General features: G+C 71.3%; 15 protein-coding genes. 4 read left to right on the forward strand and 11 right to left on the reverse strand.

Annotation, left to right across the window (positions count from 1 at the left end):
• Positions 1–6 precede the first annotated feature (6 nt).
• Positions 7–999, forward strand: coding sequence for a phosphotransferase family protein (locus ABTY61_RS02535; RefSeq protein WP_350503036.1), 993 nt, complete (start codon positions 7–9; stop codon positions 997–999).
• 76 nt (positions 1,000–1,075) lie between these two features.
• Positions 1,076–3,070 carry a glycoside hydrolase family 31 protein gene (locus ABTY61_RS02540; RefSeq protein WP_350503037.1) on the forward strand — a complete coding sequence of 665 codons (1,995 nt, stop codon included), beginning with the start codon at positions 1,076–1,078 and terminating at the stop codon, positions 3,068–3,070.
• A gap of 61 nt (positions 3,071–3,131) precedes the next feature.
• Here the strand turns inward: ABTY61_RS02540 and ABTY61_RS02545 are convergent, their stop codons facing one another.
• The 3 genes from ABTY61_RS02545 to ABTY61_RS02555 all read right to left on the reverse strand — a co-directional run bounded on the left by ABTY61_RS02545 (position 3,132) and on the right by ABTY61_RS02555 (position 6,528).
• Entirely contained in the window at positions 3,132–5,279 is a 2,148-nt protein-coding gene (locus ABTY61_RS02545; protein WP_350503038.1) for an alpha-galactosidase, read from the reverse strand.
• A gap of 143 nt (positions 5,280–5,422) precedes the next feature.
• On the reverse strand, positions 5,423–5,716 hold the full coding sequence (locus ABTY61_RS02550) for a hypothetical protein (protein WP_350503039.1): 294 nt from the start codon (positions 5,714–5,716) through the stop codon (positions 5,423–5,425).
• On the reverse strand, positions 5,713–6,528 hold the full coding sequence (locus ABTY61_RS02555) for a phytanoyl-CoA dioxygenase family protein (protein WP_350503040.1): 816 nt from the start codon (positions 6,526–6,528) through the stop codon (positions 5,713–5,715). Before ABTY61_RS02555 ends, ABTY61_RS02550 begins: the two co-directional genes overlap by 4 nt.
• A gap of 143 nt (positions 6,529–6,671) precedes the next feature.
• On the opposite strand from ABTY61_RS02555, the gene ABTY61_RS02560 reads away from it, so the two are divergent.
• Positions 6,672–7,454, forward strand: a complete 783-nt coding sequence (locus tag ABTY61_RS02560) for a helix-turn-helix transcriptional regulator (RefSeq protein WP_502895196.1) — start codon at positions 6,672–6,674, stop codon at positions 7,452–7,454.
• Between the two features lie 45 nt (positions 7,455–7,499).
• Here ABTY61_RS02560 and ABTY61_RS02565 read toward each other — a convergent pair whose 3' ends face one another.
• The 5 genes from ABTY61_RS02565 to ABTY61_RS02585 all read right to left on the reverse strand — a co-directional run bounded on the left by ABTY61_RS02565 (position 7,500) and on the right by ABTY61_RS02585 (position 13,537).
• Positions 7,500–8,207: a FadR/GntR family transcriptional regulator gene (locus ABTY61_RS02565; RefSeq protein WP_350503041.1), complete on the reverse strand. Its 708-nt coding sequence runs from the start codon at positions 8,205–8,207 to the stop codon at positions 7,500–7,502.
• 201 nt (positions 8,208–8,408) lie between these two features.
• Positions 8,409–9,734: an L-fuconate dehydratase gene (locus ABTY61_RS02570; protein WP_350503042.1), complete on the reverse strand. Its 1,326-nt coding sequence runs from the start codon at positions 9,732–9,734 to the stop codon at positions 8,409–8,411.
• Positions 9,735–9,826: 92 nt separating this feature from the next.
• The gene (locus ABTY61_RS02575; protein WP_350503043.1) at positions 9,827–10,867 is read right to left on the reverse strand and encodes an ABC transporter permease; all 1,041 of its coding nucleotides are present in this window, start codon (positions 10,865–10,867) and stop codon (positions 9,827–9,829) included.
• Positions 10,860–12,425 carry a sugar ABC transporter ATP-binding protein gene (locus ABTY61_RS02580; protein ID WP_350503044.1) on the reverse strand — a complete coding sequence of 522 codons (1,566 nt, stop codon included), beginning with the start codon at positions 12,423–12,425 and terminating at the stop codon, positions 10,860–10,862. The genes ABTY61_RS02575 and ABTY61_RS02580 overlap by 8 nt, the downstream gene beginning before the upstream one ends.
• Before the next feature lie 47 nt (positions 12,426–12,472).
• On the reverse strand, positions 12,473–13,537 hold the full coding sequence (locus ABTY61_RS02585; RefSeq protein WP_350503045.1) for a sugar ABC transporter substrate-binding protein: 1,065 nt from the start codon (positions 13,535–13,537) through the stop codon (positions 12,473–12,475).
• Positions 13,538–14,204: 667 nt separating this feature from the next.
• Here ABTY61_RS02585 and ABTY61_RS02590 point away from each other — a divergent pair.
• Entirely contained in the window at positions 14,205–15,626 is a 1,422-nt protein-coding gene (locus ABTY61_RS02590) for a non-reducing end alpha-L-arabinofuranosidase family hydrolase (RefSeq protein WP_350503046.1), read from the forward strand.
• A 306-nt stretch (positions 15,627–15,932) separates the two neighbouring features.
• Here the strand turns inward: ABTY61_RS02590 and ABTY61_RS02595 are convergent, their stop codons facing one another.
• The 3 genes from ABTY61_RS02595 to ABTY61_RS02605 form a co-directional block, all read right to left on the reverse strand.
• The gene (locus ABTY61_RS02595) at positions 15,933–17,684 is read right to left on the reverse strand and encodes a cellulase family glycosylhydrolase (RefSeq protein WP_350503047.1); all 1,752 of its coding nucleotides are present in this window, start codon (positions 17,682–17,684) and stop codon (positions 15,933–15,935) included.
• A gap of 45 nt (positions 17,685–17,729) precedes the next feature.
• Positions 17,730–19,241, reverse strand: coding sequence for a glycoside hydrolase family 43 protein (locus ABTY61_RS02600; protein WP_350503048.1), 1,512 nt, complete (start codon positions 19,239–19,241; stop codon positions 17,730–17,732).
• 99 nt (positions 19,242–19,340) lie between these two features.
• On the reverse strand, positions 19,341–21,122 hold the full coding sequence (locus ABTY61_RS02605) for a cellulose binding domain-containing protein (protein ID WP_350503049.1): 1,782 nt from the start codon (positions 21,120–21,122) through the stop codon (positions 19,341–19,343).
• Positions 21,123–21,147 lie beyond the last annotated feature (25 nt).

Genomic DNA, 21,147 nt, shown 5'->3' on the forward strand with positions numbered 1-21,147 from the left:
GCACCCATGGAGAGCCGCACCAAGCGCCGCCTGACGCCCGGTGAACTCGACGCCCTGCTGCGCGACTCGGCCGGCACCGGGTGCCGACTGGAACACGAGCTGACCGACGGCTGGTTCAACACCGCCTACCGCGTCCGGCTGGACGACGGCCGACCCGCCGTCGTCAAGCTCGCCCCGTCGTCCGACGCACCGGTTCTGCGCCACGAGCGGGGCATCCTCGGGACGGAGGCAATGGTCTACCGGCGGCTCGCCGCGCTTCCGGACGGCGCCGTCCCGGCGCCCGAACTGCTGCACGCCGGACAGGAGTTCATCATCCTGTCGGTGTTGGAGGGAAAGCCCTGGGACCAGGTGGGCAGGCACCTGTCGCCCGGTACCGAGCCGGCGCTGCGCCGCGAGCTGGGCGGGATCACCGCCCGCCTGCACACCGTGGCCCCGGCGGACGGGCGCTTCGGCTACCCGGCCGACGCGTCCGGCCTGTCCGCCGCCGACTGGCACACGGCCTTCACCGCCATGGTCGAGGCCCTCCTCGACGATGCCGAGCGGTGGCGCTCACCGCTGGACGTACGGCCGTCGGAGCTCCGCACGATGGTGTCGGAGGGCGGCCATGCCCTGGCGGCGGTCACCGAACCCCGTCTCGTCCACTTCGACCTGTGGCCGGGCAACATCTTCGTCCACCCGGGCGACGGGGCGGGGCGGGCCCGGATCACCGGCGTGATCGACCACGAGCGCGCGTTCTGGGGCGACCCGGCCGCCGAACTGGTCTCGCTGGCCTTCGGCGGCGACGCCGGCCCGGACGGCGACTTCGCCGCCGGCTACACCGAAGCCGGCGGCGACCTCGACTTCACCCCCGCCCTGAACCACCGGCTGGCGCTCTACCGGCTCTACCTGGCCCTGCTGCTCGTCGTGGAGTGCGCCCCGCGCGGTTACGGCGGGGACCACCTCGCCTTCTGCCACCGGATGCTCGCCGACGCCGTCGCCGGGCTCCGGGCGCTGGGATAGCGACGACGACCACGGGCACCGGCAACCGGGCGTCGTCCACCCACATCCAGCCGCCACGTGAACAGAGGAACCACCCATGTCCTACAGCATCCGCGCGGGAGGCCTGGAACGGCACACCGCCGCCGAGGTCCTTCGCATCGAGCCCTGGGGACCGGACGCCCTCCGGGTGCGCGCCGCGTCCGGGACCATCGATCCCGCCGCCCCCGGCGCGCTGGAGGCCCCCTCGTCATGCCCGCAGGCCGAAGTCTCCGTCTCGGACGACGGCCGTGCCCGCCTGGTCAACGGCCGCATCGCCGTCGAGGCCTCGGCGGACGGCCGACTGAGGTTCCACCACGCCGGATCGGGCCGCGAACTCCTCGCCGAGCGGAGCCCGCACACCCACCACGCCGGATCCCGCGTCCACGCGGCGGGCGGCCGGACGCAACAGTCCTTCGAGGCCTACGACGGCGAACGGCTGCACGGCCTGGGGCAGCACCTGCACGGACGCCTGGACCAGAAGGGCTGTGTGATCGACCTCGTCCAGGCCAACACCGTGGCGGCCGTCCCCTTCCTGCACTCCTCGCGCGGCTACGGACTGCTCTGGAACAACCCCGCCACCGGCCGGGTCGAACTGGGTGCCGACACCACCCGGTGGACCGCCGACGGCGGCGGGCGCATCGACTACTGGATCACCGCCGGTGACACCCCGGCCCGGATCCTGGACGCCTACACCCGGGCCACCGGCCGTCCGCCCCTGCTGCCCGAATGGGCGTCGGGCTTCTGGCAGTCGAAACTGCGCTACCGCACCCAGGACGAACTCCTCTCCGTGGCCCGGGAGTACAAGGCACGCGGACTTCCGCTGTCCGTCATCGTCTGCGACTTCTTCCACTGGCCGAGGATGGGCGACTGGCGTTTCGAGGAGAGCGAGTGGCCCGACCCCGCCACCATGGTCGAGGAGTTGTCGGGCCTGGGAGCGAAGCTGGCCGTCTCGGTGTGGCCCACTGTCGAGCCCGGAAGCGACGCGTACGACGGGCTCCGCTCGGCCGGGCACCTGGTACGGGACGCGGGCGGCGGCCTGCTGACCTTCCCGTGGCCGTCCCGGCACGGCGGGCAGGCGCTGATCCGCCCGATGGCGTACTACGACGCCACCCACCCCGGAGCCCGCGCCGAACTGTGGCGGCGGCTGAACGACAACTACCGCTCGCTGGGGGTGGCGTGCTTCTGGTTGGACGCCTGCGAGCCCGACGTGCCCCCGGGCATCGCCGAGCGCGCCGTCTACGCGGCCGGGCCGGCCGCCGAGGCCGCGAACCTCTACCCGCTGGAGCACGTCCGTGCGGTGGCCGAAGGCCTGCGCGCGGTGGGCGAGGACCGGCCGCTGTCGCTGGTCCGCTCGGTGTGGGCGGGCAGCCAGCGCTACGGGGCCCTGCTGTGGTCCGGTGACATCCCCACGACCTTCGACTCCCTCGGGCGCCAGATCAGGGCGGGGCTGAACGTCGCGATGAGCGGCATCCCCTGGTGGAACACCGACATCGGCGGCTTCTTCGGCGGTGACCCGGACGACCCGGCGTACCGTGAGCTGCTGATCCGGTGGTTCCAGTACGGCACGTTCAGCCCGGTCATGCGGCTGCACGGGGACCGCGTACCCAACTACCCGGCCTTCGCCACGGACATGACCGGCGGGCCGAACGAGGTCTGGTCGTACGGGGAGGAGGCGTACGGCATCCTCCGCGAGCACCTCCTGCTGCGCGAGCGCCTGCGCCCGTACCTGCACGCCCGGTCCGAGGATGCCCACCGCACCGGCGCCCCGCCCATGCGTCCGCTGTTCTTCGACTTCCCCGAGGACGAGCGCGCCTGGGAGGTGGACGACCAGTTCCTGCTCGGCCCCGACCTGCTGGTGGCACCGGTGTACGAGGCGGGCGTCCGGGCCCGCCGGGTGTACCTGCCGTCCGGCACCCGTTGGCGCGACCCGGCCACCGGCGGTGTGCTGGAGGGCGGAACGACGCTCGACGCCGCGGCTCCCTTGGAGCGCATCCCGGTCTTCGTACGGGAAGGCGCCGACGTCGCGGCCCGGTTGACATCCTCTGAAGCCTGAGGAAGGAAGGAACGGTCGTGCCGTCCCTCCCCCGCCGCGCGGTGCGCCTTCGTCGACCTCTTCATCGCCTCCCGGAGGTCGGCGGCTGGGCCTGGGCCTCGATCACAAGCGCCTGGCCGGGACGGTTGGCCAGGCCCGGGGCGGCCAGGCCGACCCGGGCCAGGTACCGGCCGGTCAGGGTGAGCGGGTCGGCCCGTCGTGCCCAGGCGGGCCAGGTGTGTTCGGAGGAGGAGAGCTCGGGGCGCACCCGCAGGGCGTAGCGGGTCTCGGGCTCCAGGCCCGGGAGGCGTACGGGTGCGCCGTTCTCGGCGACGGAGGTCTCCAGTTGGACGTACGCGAAGACGGCGTGGGCTTGGTCCCGCGAGACGACGCCGTGGACCCAGGCCGCCGGGTCGGGGTGGTCGGTGCGGACGACGTCGCCGCCGTGGAGAAGCGGCCGCAGCTGCTTGTAGGCGCCGATCCACGCGGCCAGCGCGGCCAGGTCCTCCTGCGGCCAGCCGGAGATGTCGGACTCGATGCCGGCGTGACCGAACAGGGCGGTGGCGCAGCGGAAGGCGAGGGCGGTGTCGCGGTGGCTGATGTGGGCGGGGGAGGAGCCGACGTGGGAGCCGATCAGCTCGTAGGGCAGGAGCAGGCTGGTCCAGCGCTGGATGGCCTGGCGTTCGATCGGGTCGATGTTGTCCGATCCCCAGATCCGGTCGGTGCGTTCGAGGATGCCGAGGTCGGCGCGGGCCCCGCCGGAGGAGCAGGACTCGATCTCCAGACCGGGGTGGCGGCCGCGCAGTTCGTCCAGGAGCCGGTAGACCGCCGTCGTCTGGGCGTGCACGCCGGGGCGGCCGTCGTGGACGGCGTCGGCGAGGTCGCGGTTGTGGTCCCACTTGATGTAGTCGATGCCCGCCTCCCCGACGAGGGTGCTGATCCGCTCCAGCAGGTAGGCGTGGGCGTCGGGGTGGGCGACGTCCAGGACGTGCTGGGTGCGCTGCTCGTACGGGAGGCGTTCGGGGTCGGCGAGGAGCCAGTCGGGGTGGGCGCGGGCGAGGTCGGAGTCGGGGTTGACCATCTCGGGTTCGAACCAGAGGCCGAACTGCATGCCGAGGCCGTGGACGTGGTCGGCGAGCGGGCGCAGCCCGTCGGGCCACACCTTCTCGTCGACGTACCAGTCGCCGAGGCCGGCCCGGTCGTGGCGGCGGTGGCGGAACCAGCCGTCGTCCACGACGAACCGCTCCACACCGACCGTCGCCGCGGTGTTCGCGAGGGCGCGCACCCGCTCGGGGTGGTGGTCGAAGTAGACCGCCTCCCAGATGTTCATGGTGACCGGCCGGGCGGTGGTCGGGTGCCGGGGCCGGCTTCGGAGCATGGCGTGGAATCCGCGGCTGATCCCGTCCAGACCCGTGCCGGAGGTCGCGAAGTACACCCACGGGGTCCGGTACGACCCGCCCTCCGCCAGTCGGATCTCACCCGCGTCCAGCAGTTCGCCTCCGCCGAGGACCGTCGTCCCGTCGGCCAGTCGCTCCGCGTACTGGACGTGGTTTCCGCTCCAGGCGGGATGCACGCCCCAGACCTCGCCCTGCCGGAAGCCGAAGCCCGCGGTGCCGGCGAGCAGCAGTCCGGCGTCGAAGCCGGTGCGCCCGCGCCGGCTCTCCCTCGACCACACGCCCTGCCGCAGCGGAGCGCGCTGCGGGGAGCGCTCACGGGCCCAGCGGCCCGCGAAGTCCAGCAGTTCCGTGGCGTGGGCGGGGAGCGGGAGCACGCACGCCAGCACGTCGAGGGTGTAGGTGTCCGTCGCGGTGTTGGTCAGGGTGTGGCGCAGCCGCACCACGCCCTGCTCCGTCATCTCCAGCTCGGTGTCCAGCGCGAGCCCCGCGCCGGGGTCCAGCGCCCGCACCTGGACGGTGCCGCCCCGGCCGTCCGCGGCCCGGACGGCGACCGGTTCGGCGAGCCGGAAGCGCAGGGGCCGGACCCGGCCGTCGCGGTGACCGGCCAGGATCGGGCGCCCGAACCAGCCCCAGCCCTGCCCCTGCGAGGGCACCAGGCTCCCGGCCTGGTGGCGCCGGGTGCGGCCGATGGCGTCGAGCACCTGCGCGGCGTCGTCGGCGCGGAAGCCGGGGTCGACGCCCCAGTGCAGCACCCGGGGCAGTTCCGGTCCGGTGGCGTCGAGCGCGAGGGCCGCGTCACCGGCCGACAGCACGACAGGATTCGCCTCAGTCATTTCGTCCTCGTTCAGGGAGTGGTACTGGTCCGGTGCACGACGAGAGCCGGCCAGGGCCGGTCCGGCCCTGGCACCCTCGGCCGTGCGGTAGCCGTGGGACACGGGGGCGGCACCCGTCACCGTGGCCCGAAGGGGCGTCATCGTCACTCCGCTGCCGGGGTGTCGACGATCCGTTCGAAGAAGAACTCGTGCTTGAGGAAGGAGACATCGTACTCGTGACCCGGGTGCGGCGGGATCAGCTGAGCGGCCTGGAACAGCCGCCAGCCGTCCCGGAGCGCCGCCACTCCTGTCCCGTACGGCGGCTCGTCGCTGTCACCGGTGGTGGGAGAGGTGCGGCCGGTGCCGTCGTACCTCGCCCAGCCGACGACGGAGGAGTCCAGTGCGGAGTCGGACAGATAGAGCACCAGTACCTGCTGCCGGGCCGAGTCGGTGGTCATGGCGTCTTCCCCTCGGGGCGGTTGGAGACCCTGGTCACCCAGTGGTCGAGGTCGTAGCTGTCGTCGCCGGTCAGCGCCCGCCACAGCAGGATGCGGTTGTACCGCTCCAGGCGACCGGTCGCCCCCTCGTACCACGGGAACATCGCGTCCAACTCCGCGTTCACCTGCGGATCGTGGAGATCCGAGGTGTCCCACAGCCGTTGTTGACGCACCGTCGGATTGAAGCGGATCTTGAACATGTAGCGCAGTGTGTCGCTGTCGTTGCGCCGGCCCCCGTGCCAGAGGCCGTGGTGCAGAAACACCACCGTCCCGGCCGGGCAGACCAGCCGGTCCTGGCCGCGCAGGTTCTGGTAGCGGCCGGTGTCCGACTCGTTGGTCCGGCGCAGATGGCTGCCCGGCACGCTCAGAGTGCCGCCCATCTCCAGCGTCACCGTCTGCGGGTAGTACATCAGCTGCACGTCGAAGGCGTCCGGCCGGACGTCGATGATGGCATCCCCGTGCAGCGCCTGGGCCTCGCCGCCGTGAGGTGCGCGCAGGTGCACGAAGTGGTGGTCCACCCACGGCTCGGGGCCGACCAGGCTGCGCAGGGCCCCTGCGACCCTCGGCAGTTCGAGCAGCCTGCGGACGAACGAGCCTTCGGGGTAGGCCGCGGACAGCGGTGTCCCGTACGGCACCGGGGGCACGTCGTCGGCCAGCACCTCCAGGCCCTCGGCGTTCAGCTCCGCCGGGACCACCGCGTCCAGCCGCAGCGATCCGCGCGCGACGAAGCGCGCCATCTGTACGGAGCTGAGAAGTTCCTGACTGTTCTCCATGGCGGCCACGCTAGGGCGGCCCGCGGCCCTGCCGCGTGGGCCTGGTTCACCCAGTTGTGGTCGATTCTCACCATGCCGCCCGGCGGTGAAGCGAGGTGACGACCCTGAACCGGACTGTGGACGCCGTGGTGGAACACGGGACCGTGCACACGACCATCGCCCGTCTCGACGAGCCTCCGGAAGTCGCCGCCGTCGGCATCGGCGTGCACGGGCCGGCAGGCCACGAGGACGTGTTCTCGCTGCCGGACCTGTGGCAGCTCCATCTGTACAGCTACGACGCCGACTTGACGGTCGACGGTACCGAGCACTCGATCCGCCCGGGCCGGGTCAGCCTGGTACCGCCCGGGGCCGAAGTCCGCTACCGCTACCGGGGCCGTTCCGAGCACCTCTACGTCCACCTCCGGCTGGGAGGCGGGGGAGCGGCCAGAAGCATCCCGGTGATCCAGCAGGCCGGTCCGGAACTGGGTCTCCTCACCGTGCAACTGCAGCAGGCGTTGGCCGCCTGGCCGCACACGCCGTCGCAGGCGGTCGCCGAGGTGTGGGGTGCCCTGTGGCGGGTCGCCGGGCTCACCCCGCCGCGGGAGCGGAGCGCACAGGCCGTCCATCCCGCGGTGGCAGCCGCGGTGGCCCTGATCGAGGCGCGGCTGAGCGGGCCCCTGACGGTGCCGGAGATCGCGGAGGCGGTCGGCGTCTCCCACAACCACCTGACGCGGCTGTTCCGGGGTGCCACGGGAGAGACGGTGGTCGGCTACATCCGGGCCCGGCGGATGGAGCGGGCACGGCACTTCCTGCGCGCCACCACGCTCTCCATCCCGGCCGTGGCCGCCTCGGTCGGCATTCCCGACCTCCAGGCGTTCAACAAGACCTGCCGTCGTGAACTCGGGGTCTCCCCACGCGGCATCCGTGCCGCCCGGCCCGTCCCGTAGGCACGGCGGACCGCGCGTCGGGGGCGGCGCCGCGCTCCCCGCCCCTCACGTCCACGGGAGGGCTTCTCCCGAACGCAGGTGTTCGCCCAGCCACAGCGCGGTGTTGCTGACGTGCATCAACGCGGCGGCCTGGCTGAGGGAGGCGTCGCGGATCGACAGCGCCCGGAAGATGGCCTGGTGCTCGGCGATGGTCCGGTCCGACGCCTGGGCGTCGACCAGACCGCGCCAGGCGCGGGCGCGCAGCGTACGCCCGGAGATGCCCTCCAGGATCGTCACCAGGGTCTCGTTGCCCGTGGCCGAGATGACGGCGCGGTGGAACGCGGCATCATGGGCGATGAGCCGCTCCACGTCGTCACGGGCGTCGCGCATGGCCTCCAGGTGCCGTTCCAGCTCGGCCAGCTGTTCGTCGGAGATCCGGGTGGCGGCCAGTGCGGTGGCGACCGGTTCCAGGAGCCGCCGCACCTCGATGAGGTCCTGCACGGCGGCGGAATCGCCCTGCAGCAGCTCCACCGCACCGCCGAGCCCCTCCAGGAGCAGGCTCGGCTGAAGGCTGGTCACGTAGGTTCCGTCGCCCCGCCGGACTTCCAGGACCCGGGCGACGGCCAGTGCCTTCACGGCCTCCCGGGCCAGGTTGCGGGAGAGGCCGAGCTGGGCGGCCAGCTCCGCCTCCGGCGGGAGCTTCGAGCCCGGTGGCAGCGCTCCGCTGCGGATCAGCTCCCGGATCTGCGCGATGGCCTTGTCCGTCAGAGACACCGCGCACTCCTTCCGTGCCTGTCCGCGACAGGCACGTCCGACCTGATGGGTTCCCGGGCACGGAGATCGTCGGTCCGCCTGCCGAGGGTGACGTTGATGATACTGGGAGGGCTGTGCCGGCCTGCCGCGGTCGCGGTCGCGGCCGTGCGCGGCCCGCGGGCGCCCCACCCGCGGTGATGCGCGCCGACGGGGACCCGGGCCTCAGGCACGGGCCGCCCAGACCGGGCCGTCGGGATAGGTGTACTCCTTGAGCGAGCCCGGGTGCATCTGCGCGCTCAGCCCGGGCAGGGCCGGCGCGAGGTAGCGGCCGTCGGAGATGCGGACGGGGTCGACGAAGTGCTCGTGCAGGTGGTCGACGTACTCGATGACCCGGTCCTCGGTGGTGCCGGAGACGGCGACGTAGTCGAACATCGACAGGTGCTGGACCATCTCGCACAGCCCCACGCCACCGGCGTGCGGGCAGACCGGCACCCCGAACTTCGCGGCCAGCAGGAGGATCGCCAGGTTCTCGTTGACGCCGCCGACCCGGGCGGAGTCGATCTGCACGATGTCCACCGCGCCGGCCTGCAACAGCTGCTTGAAGACGACCCGGTTGGCGACGTGCTCGCCGGTGGCGACCTTGATGGGGCCGAGGGCCTCGCGGACGGCGGCGTGGCCGAGGATGTCGTCGGGGGAGGTGGGCTCCTCGATCCAGTACGGGTCGTAGCGGGCGAGGGCACGCATCCATTCGATCGCGGGTGCCACGTCCCATCGCTGGTTGGCGTCGACGGCGATGCGGATGTCCGGGCCGACCGCGTCGCGGGCGACCCGCATGCGCCGTACATCGTCCTCCAGGGACGCGCCGACCTTCAGCTTGATCTGGGTGAAGCCGTCGGCGACGGCCTCGCGGGCCAGGCGGGCCAGCTTCTCGTCGGAGTAGCCGAGCCAGCCGGGTGTGGTGGTGTAGGCGGGGTAGCCCTGCTCCAGGAGACGGGCGGTGCGCTCCTGGCGGCCCGGTTCGGCACGGCGCAGGATCTCCAGGGCCTCCTCGGGGGTGAGCGCGTCGCTGAGCCAGCGGAAGTCGACCTGGGCGACCAGCTCCTCGGGGGCCATCTCGCCGAGGAACCGCCAGACGGGCCGGCCCGCGCGTTTGGCGGCGAGGTCCCAGGCGGCGTTGACGACGGCTCCGGTGGCCATGTGGATGGCGCCCTTCTCCGGGCCCAGCCAGCGCAGCTGCGGATCGTGCACGAGCGAGCGGGAGAAGGCGCCGAGGTCGCCGCAGACGTCCTCGACGGACAGGCCGACGACGTACGGGGCGAGGGCGGCGATGGCGGCGGCCTGTACGTCGTTGCCGCGTCCGGTGGTGAAGGCGAGGGCGTGGCCCTCCAGTCCGTCGCCGGCGTCGGTGCGCAGCACCACGTAGGCGGCGGAGTAGTCGGGCTCCGGATTCATGGCGTCCGAGCCGTCGAGGTGTTCGGAGGTGGGGAACCGCACGTCCAGGACGTCCAGGGCGGTGATGCGGGCGGGCGCGGGCACGGGGGATGGCATGACGGCAACTCCTGTGAGGAACACGGGGGCGATCCCCCCGCGACGGGACGTGGAGGCGGCGCAGGACGGGCGGCGGGCGGCGGCCGCCCGGGTCACTCCTGGACCTTGCCGCCGGTGATGCGGGAGATGGCGAGGGCGATCAGGATGATCAGGCCGTTGAGAGCACCGATCCACTGTGCGGGGACGCCCGCCAGTGTGAGCACGTTCTGGATCATGAAGAGCAGGAGGATGCCGCAGAACGCGCCGAACATGGTCCCCCTGCCGCCGTTCAGGCTGATCCCGCCGATGACGGCGGCGGCGAAGACGGTGAAGATGTAGCCGTTGCCCTGCGCGGAGGCGACCGAGGCCAGGCGCCCGGACAGCATCAGGCCGGCGAGGGAGGCGAGCACGCTGCCCGTCACGATCACGGTCCACAGCACCCGGCCGGTACGGATGCCGGCCGCCTTCGCCGCGTCGGCGTTGCCGCCGACGGCGTAGAGCGAGCGGCCGAAGTCGGTCCAGCCGAGCACCACGATCGCGATCGCGAACAGGACCAGGCACGTCCAGATGGAGGCGGGCATCCCGAACCACTCGGCGGTGCCGAGGTAGAGCATCGAGTCCGGCAGCTGGAAGAAGGTCTGCCCACCGGAGATGCCGGTGAGGATGCCGCGCAGGACGATGAGCATGCCGAGGGTGACGATGAAGCCGTTGAGGCCGAAGCGGATGATCATCAGGGAGTTGACCACGCCGACCAGCACGCCCACGGCGAGGGTGACGGGGATCGCCCAGGCACCGGGGAGCAGGCCGAGCCCGTGTCCCGCGCCGGCGGGGACGACCAGCCAGGCCGCCACGCCCGGCGCGAGGCCCATCGTGGACTCCAGGGACAGGTCCATCTTCTTGACGATGAGGATCATCGCCTGGGCGAGGACCAGCAGGGCCATCTCGGACATGGTCTGCAGGACGTTGATGAGGTTGTCGGCCTGCAGGAAGACGGGGTTGACGATCTGGCCGACGATCGCGATGACGACGATCGCGGGGACGAGGGCGAGGTCCCGCAGCCGGGCCAGGGGTATCCGGCCGCCGAGCAGCGCCGTGCGCGGGGGCTTGGGCTCCGCGGCCTTGCCGGCCGTGTCCGCGAGGACGGTTTCAGGCATCGAGGTCCACTCCTTCCATCGCGGCCACGAGCTCGTGGTCGTGCCAGCCGCGGGCCATCTCTGAGGTCACCCGGCCCTGGAACATCACCAGGACCCGGTCGCACATGCGGAGGTCGTCGAGCTCGTCGGAGGCGATGAGCACTCCCGTCCCGGTCCGCGCCGTCTCCTCGACCTTGCCGAGGAGGAACTCCTTGGAGCGCACGTCCACGCCCGCGGTCGGGTTGATCAGCACCAACAGGCGGGGGTCGTCCGCCAGCGCCCGGGCCATGACGACCTTCTGCTGGTTGCCGCCCGAGAGCGCGGAGACGGGCAGCTCGGGTCCTGGTGCCTTGATCGCGAGCTTCTCGATCATGTCGCCGGCGAGCCGGTCCCGTCGGCCACGGCTGAGGAATCCGTTCCTGCCGATCCGGTGCGGAACGGACAGCGTGGCGTTGTCGGCGATCGACATGTCGGGCACGAATCCCTGGTGGTGCCGGTCCTGCGGGACGAACCCGGCACCTGCGACGAGGGCGGCGGGAACACTGCCGGGCCGAGGCCGCCGCCCGGCGATCGCCACCTCGCCCACCTGGGCCGCCCGCAGCCCCACCACGGTCTCGGCGACCTCGGTACGACCGCTGCCGGCGGCACCCGCGAGCCCGACGATCTCCCCGGCGCCCACCTCGAACGTGACGTCACCGTAGGTGGCGCCGCTGCCCAGCGCCTGCACGGAGAGCGCCGGCGTGGCGGTGCGGTCGAGGCTGCTCGGCCGCACCTGCAGCCGGTCGACCGCCGCCTCGCCGGTCATCGCGGCGACCAGCTCGGTGCGGGGGAGTTCCGCGACCGGAGCGGTCACGATGTGCCGGGCGTCGCGGAACACCGTCACCATGTCGCAGATGTCGTAGACCTCCTGGAGGTGGTGGCTGATGAACAGGAAGGTCACGCCCTGCTGCTGCAGGTCGCGGATGCGCTCGAAGAGGCGGGTGATGGCCGCTCCGTCGAGCTGGGCGGTCGGCTCGTCGAGGATGATGAACCGGGCGCCGAAGGACAGCGCCCTGGCGATCTCCACGAACTGCCGCTGCTCCACGCTCAGATCGCCGGCCGAGGTCTGCGGGTCGACGTCGACGGACCACGCCGCCAGTAGCTCCTGCGCCTGCCGGCGAACAGCCGGCCAGCTGATGAGCCGGCCGCGGCCGCGGCCCTGCCGGTTCAGGAACAGGTTCTCGGCCACGGTCAGGGTGGGGATGATCGTGGACTTCTGGTAGACGCAGGCCACGCGCTGCCGCCAGGCGTCGCGGTCCGCCGGCCGTGGTGCGGGGGCGCCGCCGAAGAAGACCGTTCCCTCGTCGGGGGCCTGCAGGCCGGTGAGGACCGAGACGAGCGTCGACTTGCCGGCCCCGTTGCGGCCGACGAGCGCGTGGGTCTCGCCGGGCCTGATGGTGATCCGGGCGCCGTCGAGGGCCACCGTCGGACCGAATCGCTTGACTATGCCCGTCGCCTCGACGACGGGCGGACCCGCCTGGGGCGGTCCGTCGTCCGCCGGGGCGGGTCCGGGGCCGGCTGCCAGTTCCCCGTCGCTCATTACAACCGCCTTGTCATCGTTAGCCGTTGGGTGTCCGACCGGGCAGGTCAGCCCAGGTTGTTGCCCCACAGGGAGGTGTCGTCGCTCTTGACGCTGGGCACGCCGCCGTAAGTGCCGCCGTCGATGGTGACCAGGGGAGCGGGGAGCTGGTCCTCGAGCAGACCGGGACGGACCTGGATGATGGTGCTGTCGTGGTCGGTCCTGCCCGCTGCGAACGTCTTCCCGCCGATCGCCGCCTGGAGGTAGTACAGGGCGTACTTGGCGTACAGATCGGCCGGCTGGGAGACGGTGGCGTCGATCTTGCCCGCCGCGATGGACTTGAGCTCCTCGGGGATGCCGTCGTTGGACACGACGAAGACGTGCTTACTGTCCGCCGGGTCGACCAGCAGGCCCTTCTGCTTGAGGACCTGGAGGGTGCCGGCCAGCGCGAAGCTGGACTCCATGTAGACCCCCTTGATGTCCGGGTTGGCGGTCAGGTCGGTCTGGAGCTTCTGTGCGGCGACCGCGCCGTCCCAGTTGGTGGCCTCGCCGAACACCTTGATGCCGGGGTAGTTCTTCTTCATGCAGTCGTTGAACGCCTCGGTGCGGTCCCGGCCGTTGATGGAGTCCAGGCCGCCCTCCAGCATGACGACCTTGCCCGCGCCGCCGAGCTTCGTGCCGAGGTACTGGCAGGCCTTCTCGCCGTAGGCCCGGTTGTCGGCCCGTACCACCATGAACACGTTTCCGTTGTCGGGGCGGGTGTCGATGGTGACGACGGGGATCTTCTTCGCCTCCAACTGCGTCAGCGTCGGCGCGATGGCGGCGGTGTCCTGCGGTGCCATCGCGATCCCCTTCACACCTTGGCTGATGAAGGTCTGTGCGTTGGCGGTCAGCTTGGCGACGTCGTTCTGCGAGTTCGTCGTCTTGAGCGACAGGCCCAGCTGTCCGGCGTATCCGGGCGTGTACTTGATGTACGAGTTCCAGAAGTCGGTGTCGGAGCGCGGGTAGTCGACGCCGACCAGCGGTGCGTTGCCCGACGCGGCGCTGGTGCCCGAGCCGCTGCCGCAGGCGCTGAGCAGCGCCAGGGCGGACAGGGCCGAGGCGGTGGAGCAGAGTGCGGTCCTGAGTCTCATCGGTACTTCCTCACGCTGGTCCCTTGAGCGGGAGAGAGTTGTACCGGGCGGCAGTTGCCGGTGTGCCCGCCGCGCCGGAGAGATGGGATGTATGTATAGGCGGCGGTCGGGGGTGCTGTCCAGGCATCGCGCAAGATTGCTGCAAGAAGGGCCTGTTCGACCGATGAGGGGTGGACGGGGAGGGAAAAAAGTCCCATCAATGGGCCCCGGTCGGCGCCGACGGACGGCGCGCGGGTCGTGCCGGCCGCCGATGGCGGCCGGCGTGGTGGGGGAGCGGGCCGCCTCGGCCGCGAAAGTCGTTGCAGACATCTTGACGTGCCCAAGCGGGCGGGTATTGACTCCGCTCACATCGAAGATCTCGTCTGCCTCCCCAGAGGAGGGCTCGCTTCACCCCTGGATTGTTAACGCTAACATCCGAGCCGCACTTCGCCCTCGCCGACTCGGTCGGCGGCAACGCCCTCACGTCCGGCCCGTCGGGGTGCACTCCTCGACCCGCTTCCTCGCCCCTGCCGGGAGGAGCACCCGTACCGGGCTTCCGACCCCCGACGGGCAGAGCTGGGGCTTCCTCGTCGGCCGACCCCAACTCCTGGCGCTCGCCGTCAGGTTGCACACATGTGAACGACAACGAGCCGTGTGACAGCTGCACGCCTCAGACAAGGAGACCCCCATGCACAGGCAAGGTTCCCGCCGTAGGCCTCCGTCCGTGGTGCTGACCGCGATGCTCGCGGCCGTGGTGGCGTTGGCGGCGATGCTCGTCGCGGCCCCCGCGCAGGCGGCCACCAGCGGCGCCTTGCGCGGTACGGGTTCCGGCCGGTGCCTCGACGTGCCGAACGCCGGCCAGGCCGACGGTACGCTCCTGCAGATCTGGGACTGCACGGGCGGGACCAACCAGCAGTGGACGGTGACGTCCGCCAACCAGCTGACCGTGTACGGCAACAAGTGCCTGGACGTTCCCGGCCACGCCACCACGGCCGGCACCCGGGTGGAGATCTGGTCCTGCACCGGCGGTGCGAACCAGCAGTGGCGGGTGAACACCGACGGTACGGTCGTCGGCGTGGAGTCCGGGCTGTGCCTGGACGTGTCGGGCGCCGGTACGGCCAACGGCACGGCGGTGCAGCTCTGGAACTGCAGCGGCGGCGGCAATCAGCAGTGGACCGGCCTGTCCGGGACGGGCACCACGTGTGCCCTCCCGTCGACGTACCGGTGGACCTCGACCGGTCCGCTGGCGGAGCCGGTGAACGGGGGAGCCGCGCTGAAGGACTTCACCGACGTGGTCTACAACGGCAAGCACCTGGTCTACGCGACCTACTCCGACGGAACGTCGTGGAAGTCGATGGGATTCGCTCCCTTCGCGAACTGGTCGGACATGGCCTCGGCCCCCCAGACCGTCATGTCCTCGTCCGCAGTGGCGCCCCAGCTGTTCTACTTCGCGCCCAAGAACACCTGGGTGCTGGCCTCCCTGGGGTGGGGTACCGCCTGGCCCTTCACCTACCGCACGTCCAGCGACCCCACCAACCCCAACGGCTGGTCGGCGCCGCAGGCGCTGTTCACCGGCAGCCTCCCCACCGGAGGCCCGATCGACCCGACCCTGATCGCCGACGACCAGAACATGTACCTGTTCTTCGCCGGTGACAACGGCAGCATCTACCGGGCGAGCATGCCGATCGGGAACTTCCCCGGCAACTTCGGCTCCTCGTACACCACGGTCATGAGCGACACGGTGCAGAACCTGTTCGAGGCGCCCCAGGTCTACAGGGTCCAGGGCCAGAACCAGTACCTCATGTTCGTCGAGGCCCGGGACGCGAACGAGCACCGCTACTTCCGCTCGTTCACCGCCACCAGCCTGAACGGCTCGTGGACCCCGCAGGCCGCCACCCCGGGCAACCCCTTCGCCGGCCTGGCCAACAGCGGTGCCACCTGGACCAACGACATCAGCCACGGTGACCTGGTCCGCAACAACCCCGACCAGACCATGACCGTCGACCCCTGCAACCTGCAGCTCCTCTACCAGGGCAGGAACCCCAACTCGGACGGCGCTTCCTACATCCAGCTGCCGTACCGGCCGGGAGTGCTCACCCTGCAGCGCTGACCCGGCGGCTCCACCCGGGACCCGGCACCCGACGCCCCTGGGAACCCCGGCCGCGCGGCGGCCGGGGTCGTGCGTCGCCGCGGGGCGGGCCGATCCGAGCGTCTGCTCCGGGTCGGCCCGCCCCGCGATGTCAGCCCGCGGTCGGGACCAGGTCGCGCGTCGGTGCCGGAAGGCCCTCGGGTTCGGGTGTCCGCTGTGCGTCGGGTTCGGCCGTCGCGCGGGGGCGGCGGGAGCGGACGGGGCACCTCGGGACACGCGGAGGCCCCGGCTGCCGGGGGCGGCAGCCGGGGCGGAGAGGAACAGAGGTCAGGAGGCGGTACCGGTCACGGTGTTGCCGGACTTGGTGACGGTGTAGGTGACGGTGTCGCCGGTCCAGAAGCGGAAGGTGAACGTCGCCGGGACGCCGTCCTTGAGGGCCTTGACGTAGTCGGGCTTCAGAGTGGTGGTGCTGGCGGTGTAGTCGGCACGGAGGTTGTCGAACGACTGGTAGGTGGTCCAGGCGGCCGGGCCGGCGGCGGTGCCGTCGGCGTAGGTGGACTGGACGTTGGCCATCAGGGCGCCGTTGAACCGGGTGGGGATGGTGAGCCCGTCGAGCGTCCCGGTGGCGTCGGCCATGGTCGGCTTGTCGTAGGAGCGCACGAAGAGCTTCCACGGGACGCCGTCGGAGTAGCGGACTTCGAGGGTGGCGTCGATGCCGGCGGCGCGGTCGCCGGCGAGGCGGGTGAGGGCGTCGGCGGTCAGGGTGAGCTTGTCGCCGTCGAGGGTGTAGTCGAGGTAGGGGATCAGCGGGAGGTCGTCCTGCCAGAGGCCGGCGAACCACTGGCCGTTGCGGTTGAGGGTGATGCTCTGCGCGGCGATGGGGCCGGACTTCGGCAGGAAGATGTTGTCGGTGGAGGCGGTGCCCGAGCGGGTCCGCCAGGAGGTCTGGATCAGGTCCTTCATCTCGGGGACCATCCATCGCATGGTGGAACGGTTCAGGAAGTCGTTGGAGGCGTCCCAGACGGCGGAGGTCATGCCGTTGCGCCGCGCCTCGTAGTTGACGTGCTCGAAGTACTTGAGCATCTCGCCGCGCTCGACCACGCCGGAGTAGGGCGAGGTGAGCAGGCCGTACTCGCCGAGGTAGACGGGGATGCCCTTGGCGACGAAGGTGTCGTGCACCCGGGCGAAACCCTCGGTCAGGTCCGACTGGGCCTTGGCGTCGTAGGTCGGGTCGTTGGCGATGTTCACGCTGAACGGGTACCAGCTGTAGTAGTGCACGGTGGCGACCAGGTTGCGGTCCTTCAGCGAGGTCATCGTGGTGGACAGGTCGTCCAACCAGTGCTGGGCGTTGTTGGTCTCCTCCGAGGGCAGGACGAGCAGGCGGTCCTTGTTCCTGCCACCGGAGTTGCGCACGATGCTGTGGAAGGAGGTGTTGAGCTCGCGCAGGTACTGGGTCTTCTGGGCGTCGGTGGCGGCGTCGAACTGCGGTTCGTTGATGCTCTCCATGAGCAGCGTGCGCGGCTCGTCCTTGAAGACGGTGGCGATCTGCTGCCAGGTGGAGTTGAACCGGGCCGTGATGGTGTCGTGGTCGGTGGACATGTACTTGATCCACTGCCACGAGTCGTGGTGGACGTTGATCTCGACGTAGAGGCCGTCCGCGAGGGCGAGGTCGACCACCTGCTTGACCCGCTTCATCCACACCGGGTCGATGGTGTACGGGGCGGTGGCGGACTGGTGCGGGTACCAGGTGACCGGGATGCGGACGCTGCGGAAGCCCTGGGCCTTGAGGCCGTCGAAGGTGGCCTTGGTGGTGAGCGGGTTGCCCCAGGACGTCTCGTCGGGGAGGGCGTCGAGGGTGTTGCCAAGGTTCCAGCTGGGCTGCATCGCGGCCACTGCGGCCATCGGGTTGTCGGGGACCCTGAGCCCGGCGGCCTCGGCCGCGGACGGGGCCTTGTCGGCGGGGGCGGCGATCGCCGTGCCGCCGCAGAGGGCACCGGTGGTGATCAGGGCCACCAGGAGGCCGGCCGTGCGGTGGAGGCGGCGGTTGCGGGTGGGTGCGGTGGGCGGTGCGTCGTTCACGGGGTGTCCCTTTCGTATGGACAGGCGGAAAATTCTGACGGATCGTCAGGACAAAGGGAGCGGCTCGTAGTCGAACCGGTCGAAGTGGACGGTGCCTTCGGCGGCGTACATGCCGATGACCCGGCCGGTGAAGCCGCCGGCCACCTCGGTGGACAGGTAGCGCCCGTCGAGGCCGGCGAGCGCGGCGAAGCTGCCGTCGGGCTCCTCGACGCCGAGGACGACGTCGTCGGGGCCGGTGCGCGGGCCGCGCGTCGGCCGCGGGACGACGTCGACACCGAGCACCACGGCTCCGGCGGGCACCGGACGGGAGGCGACCTCGGTGCGGATCGAGCCGATCCGGGCGATCACCTTGACCTCGCCGTCGGCCGCCTCGATCTCGTAGTGGTGGTCCTCGTCCATGCGGACGGCGAGGCCGCCGCGGCCCTCGGCGGGGTCGATCAGGGTGCGGGCCCGGCAGCTGAGGTGCTGCTGGCGTCGGCCGACGAACACCACGTCGTTCTCGTCGAGGGAGGCGCCCGCGGCACGCAGGGTGAGCCAGCCGGAACGTTCCTTCGTGGTGACCAGGTGCTCGGGACGGCTCCGTACCGAGATCCACCGGGGGTGCAGGTCGCTCTGGTCGAAGTCGTCCCGGGCCGGTGCGGCGGGTACGGGGTGCAGCGGCCAGACCGGGAGCGGCAGTTCGGGAGTGACCCGGCCGACCACCGGCCAGCCGTCCACCCACTCGACCGGGGCGAGGAAGGTCTCCCGGCCGAGTACGTACCAGGCGGGGGTGCCGCCGCGCGGCCGGACGGCGAGCAGCACCATCCACCAGGAGCCGTCGGGCGCCTGGACGAGGTCGGCGTGCCCGGTGTTCTGGATGGGGCTGTTGATGCCGCGGTGGGTCAGCACCGGGTTGGACGGGCACGGCTCGAACGGGCCGGAGGGCGAGGCGCCGCGGGCGATGGAGACGGCGTGGCCGCGCTCGGTGCCGCCCTCGGCGATCATCAGGTACCAGTACTCGCCGATCCGGTACAGGTGCGGGGCCTCGGGGGCCGCGGCGCCGGGGCCGCCGGACCAGATCCGCTGCGGCTCGCCGATGGTCTCGCCGGTGGCCGGGTCGAGGCGGACCTGGGAGACGCCCGCGACGGTGCAGTAGCACGTGCCGTCCTCGTCCCAGGCGAGGTCCGGGTCGATGCCGTGGACGTCGGGCAGCCGGATCGGGTCGGACCAGGGGCCGGCCGGGTCGGTGGCGGTGAAGAGCAGGTTGCCGTCACCGCTGACGTTGGTGACGATCAGCCAGAAGCGGCCGTCGTGGTGGCGCAGCGTCGGGGCGTAGATCCCGCCGGAGGACGGGGACTCGCGCGGCAGGCGCAGCTGGCTCGGCCGGTCGAGGGCGTTGCCGATCTGGGTCCAGTGGAACAGGTCGCGGCTGTGGAAGACCGGGATGCCGGGGAAGTACTCGAAGCTGGAGCAGACGAGGTAGTAGTCGTCGCCCACGCGGCAGACGCTCGGGTCCGGATGGAAGCCGGGGATCACCGGGTTGGGCAGGGTGCCGGTCGGCTGGGGCTGCTCTGACACGTGGTCGGTTCCTTTCGAAGGTGCATGTCGGGGTGGTGGTGCCCCGGGCCCTGGGGTGCCCGGGACACCACCGGCTCATCGCTCGGCAGTGATCCGGAGTCAGCCGATCGCGCAGGAGGCGCCGTTGAACCGGAAGGCGGAGGGGTCGGCGTCACTGCTGGACCAGGTGGCCTTGAAGCCCCACTGGACGCTGCCGCCCTGCGGGACGGAGGCGTTGTAGGACACGTTCCCGGCGTTGACGCTCCGGCCGCTCTGCGACACCGAGGCGTTCCAGCTGTTGGTGATGGTGTTGTCGCCGGGGAAGTCGAAGCCGAGGGACCAGCCGTTGACCTGTCCGAGGCCGTTGTTGACGACGGTGACGGAGCCGACCATGACGCCCTGCCACTCGTTCTTGTTGTAGACGACCCGGCAGGCCGCGCTGGTCGGGTGCATCTGGACGACCGTGATGCCGTAGGCGGGTACGGTCTGGGTGGTCGGGCTGCCGGACTGGGCCGTGCCGATCCCGTGGGCGTTCTTGAGGTAGGAGTGGACGGTCGGGGTGGCGGAGGACGGGGTGAACCCGGTGTAGGAGAGGTTCACCGTGGCGTCGTTGTTCGGGTCCTTGTTGATCAGCATGACGTCCACGTCGCCGTCGGCGCGGCGGACGGCGTGCGCGGTGAGCAGCGAGGACGAGCTGGCGGCCTTGACCAGGGTGTCCCCGGGGGCGCCGAGCCTGCTGATCATCTGGATGCCGTAGTAGGCGGGGAAGGGCGTGTTGGCGGCGGGCTCGCAGGGGGAGCCGCTGGAGACCATGCCGCCGTCGTTGTAGTCGGTGGCGCCCTCGACGGTGGTCACCTTCGTGCAGTCGGTGCCGTTGCGCAGGTCCCACCAGTCCACGTTGAACGCGCCGTTCTCCAGCCAGGTGAGGTAGTTGTCCGGGGCGAACAGTCCGTTGGGGGAGGTGTCGAGGTAGGCCTGGGCGTTCGCCTCGGTCACCGCGATGCCGACGTTGGGGGCGTTGGTCCCGGCGTACTGGTTGATCAGCGAGCGCACGGCACCGGTGATGCCGGCGTTCTGGGCCTGCGGCTTGGTGAGCAGGTCGGCCTGGCTGGTGCTGGTGGGGTAGGCGTGCACGATGGCGAAGTCGATCTTCGAGCCGGCGATCGACAGGACGGTGTGGTTCCAGTCCATGGTGTCGCCCGGGCCGACCATGCCGTCCGGCCAGTAGCCGGGGGTGGTCAGCACGGCACCGATCTTGACGCCCGGGTCGGCGGCCTTCATCGCCGAGACGTACTGGAGCACGTTGTTCGCGTAGGTCGTGGCGCTCTTGCTGCTGTGGGTGTCGTGCTCCCACTGGGCGCCGTACTCGCCGTTGCCGTAGACCTCGTTGCCGATCTCCCAGTACTTGATGCCGTAGCCCTTGGTGGCGTTGGCGTACTGGACCCAGGCGCCGGCCTCCTGGGGGGTGCCCGAGCCGTAGTTGGCGGTGATGATCGGCTGCGCTCCGGCGGCGCGCACGGTGCCCATGAAGGCGTCGAAGCCGGTGTTCGGGGCGACGTACGAACCGTCGTCGGTGGTGCCGCTCTGCCAGTGGTAGGCGTCGGAGTGGCTTCCGCCGGGGTAGCGGACGGTGTTGATGCCGGCCGTGCTGAGCAGGCCGGGGGTGGTGGCGGTGTTCATGGCGGCGTCGTAGACCGGGATGTTCACGCCGACGCCGGTGGCGGGAACGGTGGCGAGCTGCAGGGCGGCGTCGACCGACACCGACACGGTGCTCGCCGTGACGGCGGGCGGTGCGGCGACGGCGGGCGGTGCGACGGCGGCGATCGCGCCGGTGACCGCGAGCGACAGGGTCGCCGCGACGGCTATGACGCGTTCACGACAGGTGTGGACGGGTGATTTCACTGCGTCCCTCCAGGGGTGGGGGTGC

The sequence above is a fragment of the Kitasatospora sp. NPDC096128 genome, assembly GCF_040303105.1.
Taxonomy (GTDB): Bacteria; Actinomycetota; Actinomycetes; order Streptomycetales; family Streptomycetaceae; genus Kitasatospora.

Bases quoted from the DNA above. Each gene is read 5' to 3' on its own strand.
- ABTY61_RS02585 (WP_350503045.1), bottom strand. From the start codon at position 13,537: ATGAGACTCAGGACCGCACTCTGCTCCACCGCCTCGGCCCTGTCCGCC.
- ABTY61_RS02590 (WP_350503046.1), top strand. From the start codon at position 14,205: ATGCACAGGCAAGGTTCCCGCCGTAGGCCTCCGTCCGTGGTGCTGACC.
- ABTY61_RS02545 (WP_350503038.1), bottom strand. From the start codon at position 5,279: ATGACTGAGGCGAATCCTGTCGTGCTGTCGGCCGGTGACGCGGCCCTC.
- ABTY61_RS02570 (WP_350503042.1), bottom strand. From the start codon at position 9,734: ATGCCATCCCCCGTGCCCGCGCCCGCCCGCATCACCGCCCTGGACGTC.
- ABTY61_RS02575 (WP_350503043.1), bottom strand. From the start codon at position 10,867: ATGCCTGAAACCGTCCTCGCGGACACGGCCGGCAAGGCCGCGGAGCCC.
- ABTY61_RS02580 (WP_350503044.1), bottom strand. From the start codon at position 12,425: ATGAGCGACGGGGAACTGGCAGCCGGCCCCGGACCCGCCCCGGCGGAC.
- ABTY61_RS02550 (WP_350503039.1), bottom strand. From the start codon at position 5,716: ATGACCACCGACTCGGCCCGGCAGCAGGTACTGGTGCTCTATCTGTCC.
- ABTY61_RS02535 (WP_350503036.1), top strand. From the start codon at position 7: ATGGAGAGCCGCACCAAGCGCCGCCTGACGCCCGGTGAACTCGACGCC.
- ABTY61_RS02540 (WP_350503037.1), top strand. From the start codon at position 1,076: ATGTCCTACAGCATCCGCGCGGGAGGCCTGGAACGGCACACCGCCGCC.
- ABTY61_RS02555 (WP_350503040.1), bottom strand. From the start codon at position 6,528: ATGGAGAACAGTCAGGAACTTCTCAGCTCCGTACAGATGGCGCGCTTC.